Origin of the sequence: Acetobacter aceti NBRC 14818, from assembly GCF_000193495.2 — a bacterium.
Taxonomy (GTDB): domain Bacteria; phylum Pseudomonadota; class Alphaproteobacteria; order Acetobacterales; family Acetobacteraceae; genus Acetobacter; species Acetobacter aceti.
In genome coordinates, this window is the sequence record NZ_AP023410.1 from 3197533 (window position 1) to 3216993 (window position 19461).

14 protein-coding genes and 1 tRNA gene are annotated in these 19461 nt (G+C 55.8%); 7 read left to right on the forward strand and 8 right to left on the reverse strand.

What is annotated here, in order from left to right; genetic code table 11:
- Positions 1-3 precede the first annotated feature (3 nt).
- From EMQ_RS14695 to EMQ_RS14705, 3 genes are read left to right on the forward strand one after another with little or no spacing between them, the layout of a single operon-like run.
- Positions 4-1329 (forward strand): sigma-54 interaction domain-containing protein, encoded by a 1326-nt coding sequence (locus tag EMQ_RS14695; RefSeq protein ID WP_018307781.1) that lies wholly within the window; start codon positions 4-6, stop codon positions 1327-1329.
- Entirely contained in the window at positions 1329-3479 is a 2151-nt protein-coding gene (flhA, locus tag EMQ_RS14700; protein ID WP_026199983.1) for a flagellar biosynthesis protein FlhA, read from the forward strand. Before EMQ_RS14695 ends, flhA begins: the two co-directional genes overlap by 1 nt.
- Positions 3480-3497: 18 nt before the next feature.
- The gene (locus EMQ_RS14705) at positions 3498-4457 is read left to right on the forward strand and encodes a flagellar biosynthesis protein FlhF (protein ID WP_081617487.1); all 960 of its coding nucleotides are present in this window, start codon (positions 3498-3500) and stop codon (positions 4455-4457) included.
- An 86-nt stretch (positions 4458-4543) separates the two neighbouring features.
- On the opposite strand, the gene hpf is transcribed toward EMQ_RS14705, so the two are convergent.
- From hpf to EMQ_RS14740, 7 genes are all read right to left on the reverse strand, one after another.
- Positions 4544-5143, reverse strand: coding sequence for a ribosome hibernation-promoting factor, HPF/YfiA family (gene hpf / locus EMQ_RS14710; RefSeq protein WP_026199982.1), 600 nt, complete (start codon positions 5141-5143; stop codon positions 4544-4546).
- 65 nt (positions 5144-5208) lie between these two features.
- A complete protein-coding gene (gene rpoN / locus EMQ_RS14715) occupies positions 5209-6651 on the reverse strand; it encodes an RNA polymerase factor sigma-54 (protein ID WP_018307778.1) in 1443 nt (480 codons plus the stop codon).
- A 9-nt stretch (positions 6652-6660) separates the two neighbouring features.
- Positions 6661-7464: an LPS export ABC transporter ATP-binding protein gene (gene lptB / locus EMQ_RS14720; protein ID WP_010667087.1), complete on the reverse strand. Its 804-nt coding sequence runs from the start codon at positions 7462-7464 to the stop codon at positions 6661-6663.
- A 1-nt stretch (position 7465) separates the two neighbouring features.
- The gene (locus EMQ_RS14725) at positions 7466-8620 is read right to left on the reverse strand and encodes an LptA/OstA family protein (protein ID WP_099348650.1); all 1155 of its coding nucleotides are present in this window, start codon (positions 8618-8620) and stop codon (positions 7466-7468) included.
- Positions 8621-9391 carry an LPS export ABC transporter periplasmic protein LptC gene (gene lptC, locus EMQ_RS14730; RefSeq protein ID WP_018307776.1) on the reverse strand — a complete coding sequence of 257 codons (771 nt, stop codon included), beginning with the start codon at positions 9389-9391 and terminating at the stop codon, positions 8621-8623.
- On the reverse strand, positions 9391-10389 hold the full coding sequence (locus tag EMQ_RS14735; RefSeq protein WP_048874285.1) for a KpsF/GutQ family sugar-phosphate isomerase: 999 nt from the start codon (positions 10387-10389) through the stop codon (positions 9391-9393). The genes lptC and EMQ_RS14735 overlap by 1 nt, the downstream gene beginning before the upstream one ends.
- 121 nt (positions 10390-10510) lie before the next feature.
- A complete protein-coding gene (locus EMQ_RS14740) occupies positions 10511-11167 on the reverse strand; it encodes a ribonuclease D (RefSeq protein ID WP_010665886.1) in 657 nt (218 codons plus the stop codon).
- A gap of 225 nt (positions 11168-11392) precedes the next feature.
- On the opposite strand from EMQ_RS14740, the gene EMQ_RS14745 reads away from it, so the two are divergent.
- Entirely contained in the window at positions 11393-11704 is a 312-nt protein-coding gene (locus EMQ_RS14745; RefSeq protein ID WP_010665887.1) for a hypothetical protein, read from the forward strand.
- Positions 11705-11886: 182 nt separating this feature from the next.
- On the opposite strand, the gene EMQ_RS14750 is transcribed toward EMQ_RS14745, so the two are convergent.
- Positions 11887-11973 (reverse strand) — tRNA-Leu (locus EMQ_RS14750).
- A 254-nt stretch (positions 11974-12227) separates the two neighbouring features.
- On the opposite strand from EMQ_RS14750, the gene EMQ_RS14755 reads away from it, so the two are divergent.
- From EMQ_RS14755 to gltB, 3 genes are all read left to right on the forward strand, one after another.
- Positions 12228-13184 carry a complex I NDUFA9 subunit family protein gene (locus tag EMQ_RS14755; RefSeq protein ID WP_018307774.1) on the forward strand — a complete coding sequence of 319 codons (957 nt, stop codon included), beginning with the start codon at positions 12228-12230 and terminating at the stop codon, positions 13182-13184.
- A gap of 256 nt (positions 13185-13440) precedes the next feature.
- The gene (locus EMQ_RS14760) at positions 13441-14874 is read left to right on the forward strand and encodes an NAD(P)-dependent oxidoreductase (RefSeq protein ID WP_010666969.1); all 1434 of its coding nucleotides are present in this window, start codon (positions 13441-13443) and stop codon (positions 14872-14874) included.
- Between the two features lie 5 nt (positions 14875-14879).
- On the forward strand, positions 14880-19433 hold the full coding sequence (gene gltB, locus EMQ_RS14765) for a glutamate synthase large subunit (protein ID WP_373278093.1): 4554 nt from the start codon (positions 14880-14882) through the stop codon (positions 19431-19433).
- The last annotated feature ends 28 nt before the right edge of the window (positions 19434-19461 follow it).

The window sequence follows — 19461 nt, forward strand, 5'->3', positions numbered from 1 at the left end:
TCCGTGCGTATACTGATTATTGGTTCTCTCTCCGATGAATTAGGAAAAGCCACAAAGATTGTATTGGCGCGGGGAGCCTGTGTGGATCATGCTGAGACCAATGGATATGCTATAAAGAAAATATGTTCATCTGGAGACTATAAATTTATTATATGCTCTGTAAGGGAAAATATTACAGATTTGATTAAGGCATTAAAGCAGGAGAGGATAGCTATTCCTGTCATCGCCTGTGGTCCGGAAGATCCTGCTATCGCAGCAGATGCAATTGCCAATGGTGCCGAGGATTATATTCCTCTTCCTCCGGATCCTGATATTATCGCAGCATTCCTGCAGGATGCGAGTAGTGAAAAAACAATTTTTCATACTGTCGATCCTGTTATGAAAAAGTTGCTGAAGCAGGTCGATAAGATAGCCGTATCAGGAGCATCTGTTCTTGTGACGGGAGAGTCTGGCACAGGAAAAGAAATTATTGCTCGTTATATTTACCTCAATTCAAAGCGGGCAACTGGCCCATTTATTGCGCTGAATTGTGCTGCTCTACCTGAAACATTGGTTGAATCGGAGCTTTTCGGTCATGAACGAGGAGCGTTTAGTGGTGCAACGGCCAGACGAGTTGGTCGGTTTGAGGCTGCCAATCACGGGACGTTATTGCTTGATGAAATCAGCGAAATGGATGTCCGTCTTCAGGCAAAATTGTTGAGAGCAATTCAGGAACGAGAAATAGACCGATTGGGAGGAAATACTCCCGTCTCGGTTGATGTTCGTATTATTGCAACATCCAACAGAGATCTTCCGGCAGAAATCAAGGCACAAAAATTTAGAGAAGACCTCTATTTCAGATTGAATGTGGTCTCAATCAGGATTCCCCCATTGCGTGATCGTGTAATGGATATTCCTTATCTGGCAAATCATTTTTGTCTTTATTACAGCAAGATAAATGCCATTCCACAAAAGACTATCTCTGAAAGTGCAATGGAGAAATTAAAGCAATATAAATGGCCTGGAAATGTCAGGGAGCTTGAGAATACAGTTCATCGTGCTGTTGTTGTCTCTTCCAATGACATTATAGATGTCGATTGTTTCGATCTTCCTGATGCACAGTCAGAGAAACATTCTCAGGAGCATTCGTTATCCTCTTGGGTCGGGTATCGGATGGATGAAGTTGAACAGGCTCTTATTATAGAAACTCTTTCGCATACGGATGGAAACCGAACTCAGGCCGCCTCTATATTGGGGATTTCCATTAGGGCTCTGAGAAACAAGTTGCGTGAGTATGCTGGTCAGGGTGTTGCGGTTCCTCCTCCATATCAAAGCTTGACAGAGATATAATGTCAGAATCGACAAAAACCTCTTTAAAAAATCTGTTTGATTATCAGATTCTCCTGAGAAATATAAAATCTTTTAGTGTTAAAGACTTGAAGAATGGTGGTTGGCGCCATTTTGTTCCTGGCAGTGATGTGGGCTTGGCGCTAGGCGTTGCAGCCCTTCTTTCTGTATTAATTATTCCATTGCCCACCATGTTCCTGGATGTGGGGTTGGCAATTTCTATTACAGTTTCAGTGCTGATTTTGATGGTGGCCCTGTTTCTGCAAAGACCACTTGATTTTACTTCTTTCCCAACCCTCCTTCTCCTGACAACACTTCTCCGTCTTGCTCTGGAAGTTGCCACCACTCGTCTGATCCTGGGGCATGGCAATGAGGGCGTCTATGCTGCTGGTCATGTTGTGGCGGCGTTTGGCGGCTTTCTTATGGGAGGAGATGTTGTCATTGGCGGTATTCTGTTCTCGATCCTTCTCGTTGTGAACTTCATGGTTATTACAAAAGGTTCGGGCCGTATCGCTGAAGTGGCAGCGCGATTTTCTCTTGATGCCATGCCAGGAAAACAGATGGCGATTGATGCTGAGCTCGCATCAGGCGCTATTTCCGACAAGGTTGCGAGAAAAAGAAGAAAGGAGCTTGAAGAAGAAAGTGGATTCTATGGGTCAATGGACGGTGCTGCCAAATTTGTAAGAGGCGATGCAATTGCGAGTCTGATCATTACAGCGATTAATATTATCGGGGGACTAACCATCGGTGTTGTTCGACATGGAATGCCACTGAGTGAAGCGGCTGGGTCATTCACAACATTGACGATTGGTGATGGTCTTGTTGCACAGATTCCTGCTTTACTGGTTTCCACAGCCGCAGGTATTGTCGTTACAAAAGGGGGGACTGAAGGCGCGGCTGACGCAACATTGCTGAAACAGCTGGCTGGTGGTTCCAAACCCTTGGCGCTTGCGGCAGGTATTTCTGGAATCATGGCCATTATGCCAGGTTTGCCGGCTCTTCCGTTTTTGGGAATTGCTGCGATTTGTGGTGGGGTTGCCTGGTCTCGTCATACTCATCCGATCGAAGACAAAGACGAAGAAGAGGCTGCAACACATGTTGTGCCTCATAATGCAGAGCCACCTATTACGGATTCCCTTCGCATTGATATGATCAGACTTGAACTTGGTTTCAGCCTTCTCAGTCTTGCCAGTGGTGAAAACCCACAACTGACAGAACAGATAAAAATATTGCGGCGTACTATAGCCAGTGAGATGGGTTTTATTCTTCCTCCTGTCCGTATTCAGGATAATTTACAGCTTCCTGGTGATCAATATGTCATTAAGATCAAGGAAATAGAAGTAGGTTCGGGTGAGGTCCGTCCCAACAGACTGCTAGTGATGAATCCTGCAGGCGGCTTGCCAGCACTTCAGGGCGAGGTGACCAAAGAGCCCGCATTTGGCTTGCAGGCAATGTGGGTTGATATTGGTCTCAGAGAAGAAGCCACATTTGCAAATTATACTGTTGTCGATCCAGCCAGTGTGATCGTGACGCATCTGAGCGAACTGGTGAGAGAAAATCTTTCTGATCTTCTGACCTATGCAGAGACACAAAAGCTTCTGGATGAGTTGCCGCGTGATCAGCAAAAGCTTGTTTCGGATATGATCCCATCCCAGATTTCTTTGGGAGCAGTTCAGCGTGTCTTGCAGGCACTTTTGTCTGAGCGTGTTTCGATCAGAGATTTGCCGACAATTCTGGAAGGGATTCAGGAAGCGTGCGGGCAGGGGCTTCGTGCTGTGCCGCAGATCGTTGCTCACGTGCGTATCAGACTGGCTCGTCAAATTAGTGCATCTGTAATGGGACCCAATGGCTATATTCCCATCGTAACCTTAAGCCCGGTATGGGAAGGGGTGTTTCTGGATAGCATGGTGGGGCCGCCTGACGATCGTCAGTTGGCGATGGCGCCTAGCAAACTGAATGAATTCATTGGAAAATTACGCGCTGTATTCGACCATCTGGCTAGTGTAAATGAAACTCCGGTTGTCGTCGTAAATGGCGGGATCCGTGATGCTGTGCATGCTATAATGGAGCGCTTGAAACCATCTGTTCCCGTTATGGCACAGGCTGAAATTGCACCGCGGGCAAGAATCAGGACTGTTTCCACAATACAATAATATTTATTTGGTGTTTTTATGGAAAATGAGATTTTTATCGGAATAAATATGAAAGATGCTGTCCGTAAAGCACGGGCGAACTTGGGTGAAACGGCTTTGATTGTTTCCGAGCGTATTGTGGATAATGGAGTAGAGGTCGTTGCAAGGAAGGATTCTTTGGAAAATGCTTCCATAGAGGATGGTGTCCAGGAAGTTTCTGAGGCTTCGAACGATTCTGAAAAATCTAATTATTCAGAAGATATTCAAAAAATATCCAGAATTTCAGATGTTTTGAGATGGCATAGAGTGCCTGATGCTTTGATTGATGTATTTTCGTCAGTCAATTTCGAGGCAATGATTGCCAGAAATATCCAGTTTGGTTCTTTTTCGTTTTCACAGGCCAAGAGACCCTTGGCGCTGGTTGGAACGGCTGGGGCAGGCAAAAGTCTTTCAGTCGCTAAACTGTCTTCGCGCCTTGTTCTGGCGGGAAATCCTCCACTCGTTATCACGACGGACAGAGAAAGAGCTGGTGGAATTGATCAGTTGGCTACCCATACACGTCGATTGGGGCTGCCTCTTATTGTTGCCAATGACAAAAAGACGCTTCAGCAGGCTATGGCTCAGAGAAGAAACAATCAGCCTGTGTTGATTGATACGGCTCCTGTCGACCCTTATAATGAAAACGCTTTAGCCATATTGATGGAACTTGAACTGGTCACGCGATCGGAGTTGTGTGTGGTTGTGCCCGCCGGGTATGATTCCGAGGAAACGGCAGATGTGGCTGAGTTGTTCTGGAATGCGGGTGCCCGGATGATGATTGCGTCAAGGCTGGATCAGGTGCGCCGACTGGGCAACATCATTACAGCCGCTGCCTGTGGTCTGGTAATGACCGAATATGGTGTTTCCGATAATTGCCATGCCGGTCTTGAGAAAATGACAGCAAGAAAGCTTGCTGCATTACTCATCGAAAAAGCGGAAGATTATGAGAAAAACAGATAGGGTCTGATCAGTTTTTGTCTATCTGACATAAAAAACCTCACAGACAGATCGGTCTGTGAGGTGAGGCACTCTCTGGTTTGTCCGGCTTAATTTACCGGTCCGTTGGGTTCGATCCAGCCGATATTTCCATCGTCACGCCGATAAATGATGTTGATTTGCCGACTGACGCTGTTACGGAAAACCAGAAGGTTACGGTCAGCCAGATCCAGTCGCATGACAGCTTCGCTGACACTCAGGAAAGCGATCTCTGTCGGTTGTTCAGCGATAATCGTTGCGTAAGGTCCTTCCGACGGCGTGTTTTCCAGAGTGTTCCTGGAAGGTTCCTGCGGGTCTGTGGGTTGGAGAATGTAACTCCGACCGATTTCTGGCCGTTGAATGCGTGCGGACGCTCTGGAATGGGTCTGCACTCTTCTTCGGTAACGTCTCAGGCGTCTTGCAATATGTTCCGCAGCATCATCGAACGCTCCGTGAGCGTCAGAAGCCTCACCTTCGCCTCTCAAGGTCAGTCCGCGGCCAGCATGGACATTGATGTCGCATGTGAAAAATGAGCGTGCTTTACTGAAGGTGACGTTGGCTTCGAGTGCCTGCTCGAAATATCGATCAGCGATATTGCCGAGATGCATGGTAACCCGATGTTTTAGTGCGTCTGAAAGGTCAATCTGTTTACCTGAAACGTGGATATGCATTCTGCCAGGCTCCTTTTTATTGAGGAAACCGGTCGCCCCAGCATTGATGGTGCCGTACTGCGCCATCAGGCGGAGGCGGCTTTCTCCCGTTTGCGCTGCACTGAATTTCCGATATGCAACGCGTCCCGATATTTGGCCACGGTTCGGCGAGCAATGTCTATGCCTTCCTTGCGAAGATTTTGCACAATCTCCTCATCCGAAAGAATATGTGTGCCCGTTTCCTGTGAAATCATTTTTTGAATTTTATATCGTACAGCTTCAGCACTATGTTCTTTTGAAATGTGAAGACTACTTATCTTCCGTGTGAAAAAATATTTGAGTTCGAAGAGCCCCTGAGGAGTCGCAATATATTTCCCTGTTGTAATGCGGCTGATGGTGCTTTCATGCAGGCCGGTTTCAGTTGCGACTGTTTTCATTGTGAGCGGCCGCATAAATGAAGCGCCGGAAGACAAAAAATCGCTCTGATGTTTAATTATTTCTAAAGAAACGCGCAGAAGCGTTTTTGTTCTCTGTTCAATAGAGCGCACTAGCCAGGACGCATGATGGGCCTGATTCTGGATGAATGGTCTGTCTGAGGTAGGACTGGATTTTCTTGTCTTCTCAAGAAGCGCCTGATCCAGATACAGACGGGGAAGTGTGTCTTCATTGATCCGCACACTCCACTGTCCGTCAGGGGCCTGTTGCACGAAAACATCAGCGATCCGACTGCTGGTATTGGCTGCGAGCGCCTCAAAACCGGGCTTGGGGTCAAGATGGTGCAGTTCCGAAATCATCTCGGCAAAATCGGCTTCATCGACACCGCATAATTGCTGAAGACTCCGGTAGTCTTTGCAAGCAACCTTATCGAGGTGATCGAGCAGAATACTCATGGCTGGATCGAGCCGGTTTCTGGAACGCAGTTGTGCGGCCAGACATTCCCTCAGTGAACAGGCAAACAGGCCCACTGGTTCAAACAGCATCATGCTCTGGCGGACGTTTTCGACTGTAGCGGCCGATACCCCAATCTCTTCAGCAATCGTCCCAAGCGAGCAATCCAGTCGCCCGGCTGCATCAAGATGCTCAATGAGCGCACAACCGATAACGCGTTGCTGTTCGGTGAAAAGGGGGGTCAGGCGAAGCTGTTCATCCAGTCGTTCAGAGAGGGTGGGCATGTGTGCGGCAATATCCTGATCGCCATCGCCGTATCGTTGACGCCAGTCCTGAGGAGAACCCTCTTCCGAGTAGGTATCGTCGAACCCGCCAGACGCCGCTTCCTCCGCGAAACTTATATCAAGAGAGGTTTCTTCCGGAGCTGCTGCTTCGTTGGAAGACAGGCTGACTGAATCTGTGGGCGTAACCGGCGTTTCTGTTTCCTCCCGAACGAGGAAAGGATTGCGTTCGAGTTCTTCCTCGACCAAGGCCTCCATTTCTGCACTGGTCATCTGGAGAAGCCGGATAGCCAGACGCAACTGCGGCGTCATGGCAAGATTGTGTGTCTGTCGGAGATGAAGCCCGGGTAGTGTCACCATACGGTGAGACTAGAGGGAAAAGCTTTCTCCAAGGTACACGCGGCGGACGTCTTCGTGCGCCACGATCTCTTCCGGAACGCCCTGCATCAGCACCTGACCGCCATGCATGATGTAGGCGCGGTCGATGACTTCCAGCGTCTCGCGCACGTTATGGTCCGTAATCAGCACGCCGATGCCGCGATCCTTCAGATGCGACACCAGATCACGGATTTCCCCGACGGCGATGGGATCAATACCGGCAAGCGGCTCATCCAGAAGGATATAGTGCGGCTGGCTGGCTAGCGCGCGGGCAATTTCCAGACGACGACGCTCACCGCCAGACAGAGCCAGAGAGGGGGAGCGGCGAAGATGGGAAATGCCGAACTCGCCGAGAAGACCGTCCAGCATGGCGTCACGTTTGTCAGGGTCGGGTTCGACCACTTCAAGCGCCGCCATGATGTTCTGCTCGACGTTCAGGCCGCGGAAAATACTGGCTTCCTGCGGCAGGTAGCCGATTCCCAGACGGGCGCGCCGATACATGGGCAGACGCGTAATATCCGCGCCGTCGAGCGTGATGTTGCCCGTGTCAGGCTGCACCAGCCCGACGATCATGTAGAAGCTGGTCGTCTTGCCCGCGCCGTTCGGACCGAGGAGACCGACGGCCTCGCCGCGATGAACCTCGATCGAGACGTTACGCACGACTTCGCGTTTTTTATAGGACTTGCCGATTCCGTCCGCGAAAAGACCGTGCTTGCGGTCACGCAGGACAGGTCCGCCTGAGCCGATATCAACAGAGGCCGGCACGAAATCCAGCATGAAATCTTCAGAGTTCATCTCAGTGTCCACCGTTGCTGTTGCCGTCACCATTGGGAACGACGAGACCACTGACACGGGCTCCCGGCTGTTCGGTCATGGTTGCGACACCAGTGTGCATGTTGATGACGGCGGCAGATCCCTGAAGCTGGTTCTGGCCACGGGTGATATGGACGTTGCCAACGATCCGGGCGATTCCGGTATCCGGCACATAGACGCCGCGGTCGCCTGTGATGGTTTCGGTCTGCGTGCGGACCCACACATGACCGAATGCGTTAACTTTCTCCAGCTTGCCAGATCCGTTGGCGAGCGGATCACCGCTTGCTTTCTTCGAATCAGCCGGTTGGGCCGGTGCGTCTGAAGGCGGTGCGCTGTAGCCAACCAGCACGTCCGCCTTGATCTGCTTGCCTTCATTGGTGGTGACCGTCGCATTTCCACGCCCGATGGAGATGCGTGTCTGCGAGTAATATTCCATCGTGTCGCGGGCTGTCAGGAGATCCTGCGGTGTGGTCAGTTTCAGCGCGTGACCCGTCATGACCAGTGTGGCCTGATCGATGTCGTAGATCGCCTTGTCACCCCATGCCTGATCGGTCTGGGTGAAAATATGTACGTTGCCGATCGCTTCCAGACGATAGATCTCGTTCGATCCTGAAGAGTCTGGTCCACCGGAAGGTGCGTCTGCCGGTTTGGCAGGAGCGGGACTGTCTTCAGCTCCGCCGGGATTGACCGCTGTCGGGTGGTCGGCTTCAGGTGGCGTTGCAGGCGTTGCAGGCGTTGCAGGCGTTGCAGGCGTTGCAGGCGTTGCAGGCGTTGCAGGCGTTGCAGCAGGTGCTCCCGGTGTGGCGGCAGGCGCTGCGCCCGGTGCCTGCGCATCCGGTGAGGCTGCTTTCTTGCGGTAATAGGCGATCAGCTTGTCAGCCGTGACAGTGACGTCGCCCCTGACCGCCTGCGCCTGATTATACGCCGTCACCTTCTGTGCATTCTGATCCCAGTCAAAACCACCTACAGCCGTCACTGTAATCTGTCCGCCATGAGACAGATCGATGGCCTGAGCAAAGGCCGGAGCTGTTCCGAGTATGGTGAGGCTCGTACCGGAGACGGCGAGAGCGCCAGTCAAGGCAAGGCTCCGCCACAACTGCTTGGTGAACAACAGGGAAGAGGTGCGAAGCGATACCATTCAGCTGGCCTTGTCGTGCGGTCCGTTACGATCGTCATTCAGGATGAATCGCCCGGGACCGCGGAACTGGGCAATACCTTCATGTTGCGACAGCCAATACCCTTTAGCGTCAAGGACTCCAAACGGACCCTCTGCATGAACCCAGGAATCAGAGGCGATCACGCCGTCATGCATCGACACATCGGCAATTGGCCCGCGCATCATCAGGCCATCGTCCCTGTAGAGAGTGACTTCGTCCTTCAGGTCGAGCAACTGCTCATGCTGCATGTAAACGCCCTGTTCGGACTGAAGGTAGAGCCATTCTCCGCCCTGCGACAGCGTATCGGCAGCCGGATTGATCAGATCGATCCGGTCTTCGTTGATCTGGTGCGCCGTTTTCGCCGTGATCATGTAGGGGCGTCCGTGCACGTCCACACTGCGGTAGACAGCCCCTTCCAGATTGCCGCTTTCGATCTTGAGGCGCGTAACTTCCGTCAGTGCCGCACGGTTGGCGTTCATCAGACGGTCGATTTCAGGCCAGATGGCGATGGAGCCCAGCAGAAGCAGCGCCAGTGACGGCAGCAGCCACTTCGCCCATTTGAGCGTGGCCTGCCGGCGGGCAAGTTCCTTCTGTCCGGGAGCCTTGCGGGCAGTGACGATCGCCGCTTCGATAACTTCACGCTGGCGTTTTACGGACGTCGCCGAGCGTTTGAAATCCTGCCTCTCTACCCGCGCACCGGTTCCGGTCTCCTTGGGCTGCGTCGGGTCATGCGGCGTCTGATCGTCTGGCATCAGGCGACTCCGGCGCGCAGAAGGTCGTGAATATGCAGCACGCCAGTCGGATGCTGCTCATCATCAAGCACGAAGAGAGACGTGATCGGCTTGGGGCGGTCATTCATGATGCGGAGTGCTTCGACGCCGAGCATGTCAGCCGAGACGGTCAGTGGAGAGGGATTCATTACCTCCGAGGCCGGAGTGGTGGCGAGATCCCGGTCCAGAGCCCCACGCAGATCACCGTCCGTGATAATGCCGACGAGCTTGTTGTGCGCATCAATGATGCCGACGCAGCCCAACGCCTTGCGGGTCATCTCGACAATAACGTCCCGCAGGACGGTATCGGGCGATACAAGCGGCAGAGCCTCGCCTGTTCGCATCAGGTTGTTCACACTCCGCAGACGCGCACCGAGACTGCCGCCCGGATGGAAGACGCCGAAGTCACCGGCGGTAAAGCCACGCCTCTCCATCAGCGCGACGGCCAGAGCGTCACCAAGGGCAAGTTGAAGCAGGCTGCTCGTCGTCGGAGCCAGACCCATCGGGCAGGCTTCCGGAACGGAAGGCAGCAGCAGGACGAGATCGGCGGCGCGTGCAAGCGTCGAAGCCGGGCGCGCCGTCATGGCGATCAGCGGCAGACCGAAGCGACGACTGTGTTCGACAATATCCGCAAGCTCGGCAGTCTCGCCGGAGTTCGAGAGGGCCAGCACCGCATCACCAAGCGCCACCATGCCGAGATCACCGTGTGACGCCTCAACGGGATGCACGAAGATGGCTGGCGTGCCGGTCGAGCTGAGTGTGGCCTGTATCTTGCGACCGATATGGCCGGACTTGCCAATGCCGGTCACGACGACACGACCTTCGAGCTCTGCGATCTGGTCGACGGCCTGACAGAATGCCGCGCCCAGTCCATCTCCGACATCCATTGCACGGGCAAGTGCTGCCAGACCGTCCGTCTCGATGGCCAGCGTGCGTCGGGCCGCACCCAGCGGGTCACGGTCTGATGGAGAAGCGATCATACTGTCGAGGACGGCGGATGATCCGGAAGAGAGGGGATGGCTCATGCCGTTTCTATCGTCCGTGATGGCGCGATGGTCAATCATAACCACCTGATCCACACCTAAAATCCGGGCAATAAAGTCAGGCGCGATGGGAGAAAATGTCGGGTTCGTCGTAACCGAGAAGGTCAAGACGGGCGCGGGCAGGCAGAAAGTCGAAGCAGGCCTGAGCGAGATCACGACGATTTTCCCTGACCAGCAGGGCTTCCAGCTTTCCCCAGAGAGCATGCAGATGCAGCACATCGGATGCGGCGTATGCCAGTTGCTCCGGTGTCAGGTCCGGTGCACCCCAGTCCGAGCTCTGCTGGTGCTTGCTCATCTCGACGCCGAGCATTTCCCGACACAGTGCGGCCAGTCCATGCCGATCCGTGAAGGTGCGGACGAGACGGGCGGCGATCTTGGTGCAGATGACCGGTGCGACGGTGATTCCGAGCGTATGCTGGAGGATCGCCACGTCAAACCGTGCGAAATGCATCAGCTTGGTGACGGCAGGATCGGAGAGAAGACGCTTCAGATTGGGGCAATCCGCTGGTGGGCCTCCCGGTTCGGTCGGCACGATCTGCACCAGATGGGCAGAGCCGTCTCCAGCGGAAAGCTGCACCAGACATAGACGATCACGATAGGGGCGCAGCCCCATGGTCTCCGTATCGATGGCGACGCACTTCCCGAGGTCGAGATCATCGGGAAGGTCGTCCCGATGCAGCGTTATTGGGCCATCGTTACTGATCCTGTCGCGCATGGGGTGCCTTATCCTTCAGGGGTAATGAGTGCCAGTCGTGAGCAATAGTAACCCAAAGCCGCCTTCGCAAGCAGGGCAGCGCGATGCACGGCATGAAGATATGGCGGAATATCGCATGTGGATTCTGACCGAATCGACGCCGGGAAGTCGTATCGTCCAGACCGGAATCTGGACAGCGTGTCGGATATGTTTCGCTAATTCCCCCGATCGGCCTAGACTCCGGACATGAACGCTAAATCCGACTTGTCTCTTTTTGACCAGCGACGGTCAGTGCTCCTGTCCAGATTGCCTGATCGTCTGGAAAAGGGCGCTCACTGGCTGCTTGAGCCGTCGCGGTGGTGGATCAGGGTGCCTTCGGGTCTCCTGTTCTGCGTCGGAGGAGTTCTGTCGTTTCTTCCTGTGCTGGGGCTGTGGATGCTGCCTCTCGGACTGCTGTTGCTGGCCGAGGATGTGTCATTCTGCCGGCGTATCTCGGCAAAAATTATGGGATGGTTCGCGAGGAGGAAACCTGCTCTGTTCGGGGAACAGGTGGTCTGACGCAGCCTGCATGCAGACAAACATGATGAACGAATGCCATCCGGCCTGAGCGTATAACTCTCTCCGGAGTGGAGCATATTTTCGGGAAGAAGCTTGGCTTTATAAGCTTGAGTATGGCGATCATGCCCTGCATGATCGTTACGCTACTGCTTAACCACAAACTATTGAGAGAGACTAATTTGTGGTGCCCAGAAGAAGACTCGAACTTCCACGACCTTGCGGCCACAGGTACCTGAAACCTGCGCGTCTACCAATTCCGCCATCTGGGCTGAGATGACAACCCGGTGCAACCGGGTGGTGGAGCTGGCGTTTAAAGGCCTCTTGCCAAAGGGTCAAGGGGGATTGTGAAGATTTTTGTGCGGAATATGAAATCGCGGAAAGCGGGCGTTATCGTCGTACCCGTTCTGCCGGGTTTTTAGGCTTTATCCTTTCGGCTTTGTGGGGCCGGTGATGTAGCGCAAGGTGTGCCGGGAGGAACCTGTAGTATTTTCCTCGCAGAAACTGGACATGAAGGAATAACGCCATGATCGGTCGCAAGACGGCAACTGTGTTCGGAGGAGCGGGTTTTCTTGGAAAATATGTGGTTCGGAAGCTGGCGGCTGACGGCTACGCAATCCGCGTTGCGTGCCGTCGCACGGATCTGGCGAACGATCTGAGGCAGTTGGGCGATGTGGGGCAGGTTGTCCCATTTTATGCGCCTGTCCAGAATGAGGATGCTGTGGCGGAGGTCGTGTCTGAGGCCTCGGTCGTGGTGAATCTTGCAGCCATCCTCGGCGCACCCTCAGGTGCAGCCCTGAATGCAGTGAATGTGGAGGGAGCCGCCCGCGTGGCGCGACTGGCTGCAGCCGCCGGGGTGCAGACGTTTGTGCATATGTCGGCTATCGGCGCATCATCCACTTCACCCTCAGCCTACGGACGTAGTCGGGCGGCAGGAGAGGAAGGGGTCACGCGGCATTTTCCTCCAGCCACCATTGTAAGAGCGTCCGTGCTGTTTGGACCGGAGGATCACTTTCTCAACATGCTCGGAGGCGTGGCCCGCTACACGCCCTTTGTCATGCCCGTGTATGGCGCTTCCACGAAACTGCAGCCGGTTTATGTGGCGGATGTCGCTGAAGTGATCAGGGTCATTATCAGAGCCTTCGACGAGAATCCGTCCACCCGTTCGAATCTGTGCGAGCTGGGGGGTCCGGACATCCTGACCATGCGCGCCATCGCCGAGCGTGTTCTGGCAATGACGGGGCGGAACAAGCCGATTTTTGAGGTGCCTTCGGGGCTTGCTTCCTTGCAGGCGGCGGTACTGGAACATTTGCCGGGGCGTATGCTGACCCGTGATCAGCTGAAGATGCTGACGGTTGATAATGTGGTGGATAAGAATCTGCCTGGGTTCCGCGATCTGGGAATGGCTCCAGTCGCTATGGACATGATCGCGCCCGCCTATATGAAACGCTATGCTCCTGGTGGTGAAAAAATTAGTGTTTGAAATCAATCTATTAGTTATTTTTATATCTGTATTGCTGTCACATTTTTTGGTTGTCTTGAGTGTATTGGAGTGTGAGTGAGAAATCGTTTCGGTTAATAGGACAGTTTTGCTGTCTTTTGTCGCCTGCGCGCCTGCGCTATCGCAATTCATGGCCTGCCGGGAATGCCGGTTGACCAGTCGTGTCTCGACGGGAAAGGTTCCCAGTTAGCCAGTATGCCCCGCCCAGAGTGACCGGCCGGGTTAAGGAAGCCAGTGCATGACCGCAAAGATGCTCTCGTTCGTCTCTGTTCCGCAGGCCCAGCCGCCCAAACGTCTCGCGGACGAGAGGCGCAAGGATTTCGACGAGATCTATAAGGAATTCTCGCCGGAACAGGCTGCCACGCAGGCCAGTCGATGCTCCCAGTGCGGTGTGCCATTCTGCTCCATTCATTGTCCTCTGGGAAACAACATTCCTGACTGGCTGATGCTGGCGGCGGACGGGCGTCTGGAAGAGGCGTACAGCGTCTCTCAGGCGACCAACAGTTTTCCTGAGATCTGTGGCCGTATCTGCCCGCAGGACCGGCTGTGCGAAGGCAACTGCGTCATCGAGAAAGACTTCGACAGCGTCACCATCGGTGCCGTCGAGCGCTACATCACCGATACAGCGTTCGAGAATGGGTGGGTGAAGCCCGTCATGCCGGTCGTTGAGCTGGAAAGCTCCGTCGGCATCATCGGCGCCGGGCCTGCCGGACTGGCTGCGGCCGAACGTCTGCGGGCGAGCGGCCATCAGGTGCATGTGTATGATCGTCATGACCGCGTCGGTGGCCTGCTGATTTATGGAATTCCCGGCTTCAAGCTGGAAAAGGACATTGTGCTGCGTCGCCAGAAGGTTCTGGAGGAGCAGGGCGTGGTCTTCCATCTCGGCCAGGGTGTTGGCGCAGGTGAAGGTGAGATCGCGTTCGAGGAACTGCGCAAAAAGCACGACGCCGTGCTGGTTGCGACCGGCGTCTACAAATCGCGTGAGATCGGTGGTCCGGGTTCAGGGCTTGGCGGAATTGTGCGGGCGCTGGACTATCTGACAGCCTCCAACCGTCGCTCGCTGGGTGATGCGCTGCCGGAAGGCGAACTGGATGCCGCGGGCAAGGATGTGGTGGTCATCGGTGGTGGCGACACGGCCATGGACTGCGTGCGCACGGCCATTCGTCAGGGCGCGAAGTCCGTGAAGTGCCTCTACCGCCGCGACAAGGCGAACATGCCGGGCTCCGTGCGCGAAGTGAAGAACGCCGAGGAAGAGGGTGTCGAGTTTGTCTGGCTGGCGGCCCCCGAGAGCTTCTTTGGCGACACGACCGTCACCGGTGTGCGGGCGCAGAAGATGCGTCTCGGTCTGCCGGATGGCTCCGGACGTCAGTCGATCGAGGCGGAGCCTGACGGTCTGTTCACGGTCCACGCTGACATGGTCATCAAGGCGCTCGGCTTCGACCCCGAACCGCTTCCTGAACTGTGGAAGGCGGATGATCTCAAGACCTCACGCTGGGGTACGTTGCAGGTTGACCGCGTCAGCTTCGAAACCTCAGTGCCGGGTGTGTTTGCCGCTGGCGACATCGTGCGTGGCGCGAGCCTTGTTGTGTGGGCCATCCGTGATGGCCGTGATGCGGCGGCGCAGATCGATCAGTGGATTGCTGCCCGTTCTTCTTCTCTGGCTGCGGAGTAATGACAATGGACTCATTTGAAGATTTCTCCCCCGCCAGCGAAAGCGGCGAGGCTTTTGTCACCAACTGGGAGCGCAACAGCGAGGCGCTGCAGAACGGCCTGTATGACCCGGCGGACGAGCATGATTCCTGCGGTGTCGGCCTTGTCGCTGCACTGGATGGCCGCAAGCGTCGTGACGTTGTCGAGGCCGGTATCGAGGCACTGAAGGCGATCTGGCATCGCGGCGCTGTCGATGCCGATGGCAAGACGGGCGACGGCGCGGGTATCCATGTCGAGATTCCGCAGGATTTCTTCGCCGACGCCATCGGCGTGCCGCAGGCGGAGCGTGACGCGGGCGTGCCTCTGGCCGTGGGGCAGGTGTTCCTTCCCAAGACCGACCTTGCCGCGCAGGAACGCTGCCGTCAGATCATCGAGACGGAAATCCTTAAATTTGGCTACAGCATCTATGGCTGGCGTCAGGTGCCGATCGATACGTCGTGCATTGGTGAAAAAGCCAATGCGACACGGCCTGAAATCGAACAGATCATCATCCGGGGCAAAACGGACCGCTCTGAAGCGGATTTCGAGCGTGACCTGTATGTAATCCGTCGTCGGATCGAAAAGTCCGCCATTGCCGATCAGGTCGATCTTTATATCTGCTCGCTGTCATGCCGTTCACTGATCTACAAGGGCATGTTCCTTGCAGAAAACCTGACGGATTTTTACCCGGATCTGCTGGATGAGCGTTTCACCAGCCGGTTTGCAATCTATCATCAGCGTTATTCGACCAATACGTTCCCGACATGGAAGCTGGCGCAGCCTTTCCGTCGCGTCGCCCATAATGGTGAGATCAATACGATCTCGGGCAACGTGAACTGGATGCGCAGTCATGAAACGCGGCTGGCCGATCCCGAGCTTGACCCGTTCATGAACGACATCAAACCGGTGGTGCAGGTTGGTGGCTCCGACACGGCGACGCTCGACAACGTCTTCGAGCTGCTGACCCATGCCGGGCGTGATGCGCCTGCGGTCAAGGCACTGATGATCCCGGCCAGTGTTGGCGCGCATTCCCACATGAAGGCGTCGCACCGCGACATGTTTGCCTACTGTAACGCCGTCATGGAGCCGTGGGACGGACCTGCCGCCCTGTGCGCGACAGACGGGCGCTGGATCATCGCTGGTCTTGATCGTTCCGGCCTGCGTCCGCTGCGTTACACCCAGACAAAAAGTGATCTTCTGATCATCGGTTCCGAAGCCGGCATGGTGAAGGTGCCGGAAGCTGACGTCGTCAGCCGTGGCCGTCTTGGCCCGGGCGAGATGCTCGGCGTCGATCTCGACAACGCCAGGCTCTATCATAATGAAGAACTGCTCGACCTTCTGGCGGGCCGTCAGGATTTCGGGCAGTGGGTCAAGAAGATCCAGAAGATCGGCTCGCTGGTGCGCGACGACGTGGTCGAGCCCGTCATGTACCAGCCGGAAGAGCTGCGTCGGCGTCAGCTGTCTGTCGGCAACACGCTTGAAGAACTCGAGCACGTTCTCCAGCCGATGGTCGAGACGGCGAGCGAGGCTGTTGGCTCCATGGGTGATGACACGCCGCTGGCGGTTCTCTCCGAACGGTATCGCGGACTGGCGCATTATTTCCGTCAAGGATTCAGTCAGGTTACGAACCCGCCGATCGACTCACTGCGTGAAACACGGGTGATGAGCCTGCTCACACGACTGGGCAACCTCGGGAACATTCTGGAGGAGACGGAAGATCAGTGCGATCTGCTCCAGCTTCCCAGTCCGATCCTGACCAGCGGTGAGTTCGAGGCGCTTCGCAAATTCTGTGGCGACCGTGGTGGAAGCATTGATACGACCTTCGTGGCGGCGGAAGGCGAGACCGGTCTGCGTGAGGCCATCGCCCGTATCCGTCGCGAGGCTGAAGAACGTGTCCGGGAAGGCTGCTCGCATGTCTTCCTGACCGACGAGAACCAGTCCACCGAGCGCGCCGGTATTCCGACCATCCTCGCCGTTGCCGCCGTGCATACGCATCTGGTGCGCAACTCGCTGCGGACATTCACCTCGCTGAACGTTCGGACTTCGGACGTGCTGGACGTGCACGCCGTGGCGGTGACGCTCGGTGTCGGCGCGACCACGGTAAACCCGTATCTCGCGCAGGAAAGCATCGCGGATCGTATCCGCCGTGGTCTCTGTGGCGACATGTCCCTGCGTACGGCGGTCGAGCGGTATCGCAAAGCAATCGACAAGGGCCTGCTCAAGATCATGTCCAAGATGGGCATCTCGATCATGGCGTCCTATCGCGGCGGCTGCAATTTCGAGGCCGTCGGCCTGTCCCGCGCGCTGGTCGCCGAGTTCTTCCCTGGTATGGCTTCACGTATCTCGGGCATCGGTCTCGGCGGTATCGCCAAGAACATCCTGAGCTTCCACGAGCAGGCCTGGGACACTTCGGCTGCTGTCCTGCCGGTCGGTGGTCTCTACAAGCTGCGCCGGAGTGGTGAGACGCATGCCTTCGACGGTACGCTGATTCACATGCTCCAGACGGCTGTTGGAACAGACAGCTTCTCGATCTACCAGCGTTATGCCGATGCCGTGCGTCGTCAGCCGCCGGTGGCATTGCGTGATCTGCTCGACTTCAAGAGTGACCGTGAAGCCATTCCGGTGGAGTCGGTCGAGAGCATCACCCAGTTGCGCAAGCGCCTGATCGCACCGGCTATTTCACTCGGTGCGCTCAGCCCGGAAGCGCATGAGACGCTTTCCATCGCCATGAACCGTATCGGCGCGAAGTCCGATTCCGGCGAGGGTGGTGAGGATCCAGCTCGCGCCAAGCCGCGCCCGAATGGTGACAATGCGTCTTCCGCCATCAAGCAGGTCGCGTCCGGTCGCTTCGGCGTCACGGCGCAGTATCTGAACGATTGTCGCGAGCTTGAAATCAAGGTTGCGCAGGGTGCGAAGCCGGGTGAGGGCGGACAGCTTCCGGGCTTCAAGGTCACGGAACTGATCGCCAAGCTGCGTCATGCGACGCCGGGTGTGACGCTGATCTCACCGCCGCCGCATCACGACATCTATTCGATCGAGGATCTTGCTCAGCTCATCTATGATCTGAAGCAGATTAACCCGGATGCGCGTGTTACCGTGAAGCTGGTGGCCCGATCAGGCATTGGCACCATCGCGGCAGGTGTGGCGAAGGCGAAAGCCGATGCGATCCTGATCTCTGGCCACTCTGGCGGCACAGGTGCCAGCCCGCTGTCGTCCGTGAAATATGCCGGTCTGCCGTGGGAGCTTGGTCTGGCGGAGGCGCATCAGGTGCTGATGCTCAACCGTCTGCGTCATCGTGTCACGCTGCGCACCGATGGCGGCATCAAGACCGGCCGGGACGTGGTGATTGCCGCCATGCTCGGTGCAGAAGAGTTCGGTATCGGCACGGCAAGTCTCGTGGCGATGGGCTGCATCATGGTGCGTCAGTGCCACTCGAACACCTGTCCGGTGGGTGTCTGCTCGCAGGACCCGGCCATGCGCGCCAAGTTCGAAGGCACGCCAGAGAAGGTCATCAGCCTGTTCTCGTTCATTGCTGAAGATGTGAGAAATATTCTCGCATCCCTCGGCTTCAGGACGCTGAACGAGGTGATCGGTCGCACGGATCTGCTGCATCAGGTGTCGCGTGGTTCCGAGTATCTGGATGATCTCGATCTGAACCCACTTCTGGTTCAGGCCGACCCCGGCCCGCATGCGCGCTACTGCACGCTTGAAGGCCGGAACGAAGTGCCGGACACGCTCGACGCGCAGATGATCGCGGATGCCCGTCCGCTGTTCGATCACGGCGAGAAGATGCAGCTTCAGTACAACGTGCAGAACACCATGCGCGCCATCGGCACACGCATCTCCTCCATGATCGTGCGGCAGTATGGCATGGCCACGCTGGCGCCCGGTCATCTGACGGTGCGTCTGCGTGGTTCTGCCGGTCAGTCGCTCGGCGCGTTCGCCGTGCAGGGTCTGAAGCTGGAAGTACATGGCGACGCCAACGACTATGTCGGCAAGGGGCTGTCCGGTGCGACCATCGTCGTGCGTCCTTCTGCATCCAGCGTGCTGGCATCGAACGAAAACGCGATTGTCGGCAACACGGTCCTGTATGGCGCAACGGCGGGTACACTGTATGCCGCAGGTCTCGCCGGCGAGCGTTTCGCCGTGCGTAACTCCGGTGCGACCGCTGTGGTTGAAGGCTGTGGTTCCAACGCCTGTGAATACATGACGGGTGGAACGGTTGTGATCCTTGGTGACTCCGGCGACAACTTTGGCGCTGGCTTCACGGGCGGCATGGCTTTCGTCTACGACGAGGACGGATCGTTCGAGCAGAAGGTCAACCCGGACAACGTGTTCTGGGTGCGTGTTGATCAGAAGGAGTGGGAAGAAAAACTTCGCGCTCTTGTCGAGGCGCATGCGACCGAAACCCAGTCTTCGTATGCTGCGATGCTGCTGCATAAATGGGAAGAAGTCCTGCCGCGATTCTGGCAGGTGGTTCCGAAAGATTATGCAAAGATCATCGGATTTGCGGCACCGGAACAGGTAGCGATTTCCGCCTGATCAGACGGGCAGGATCGTTTCCAGCGGG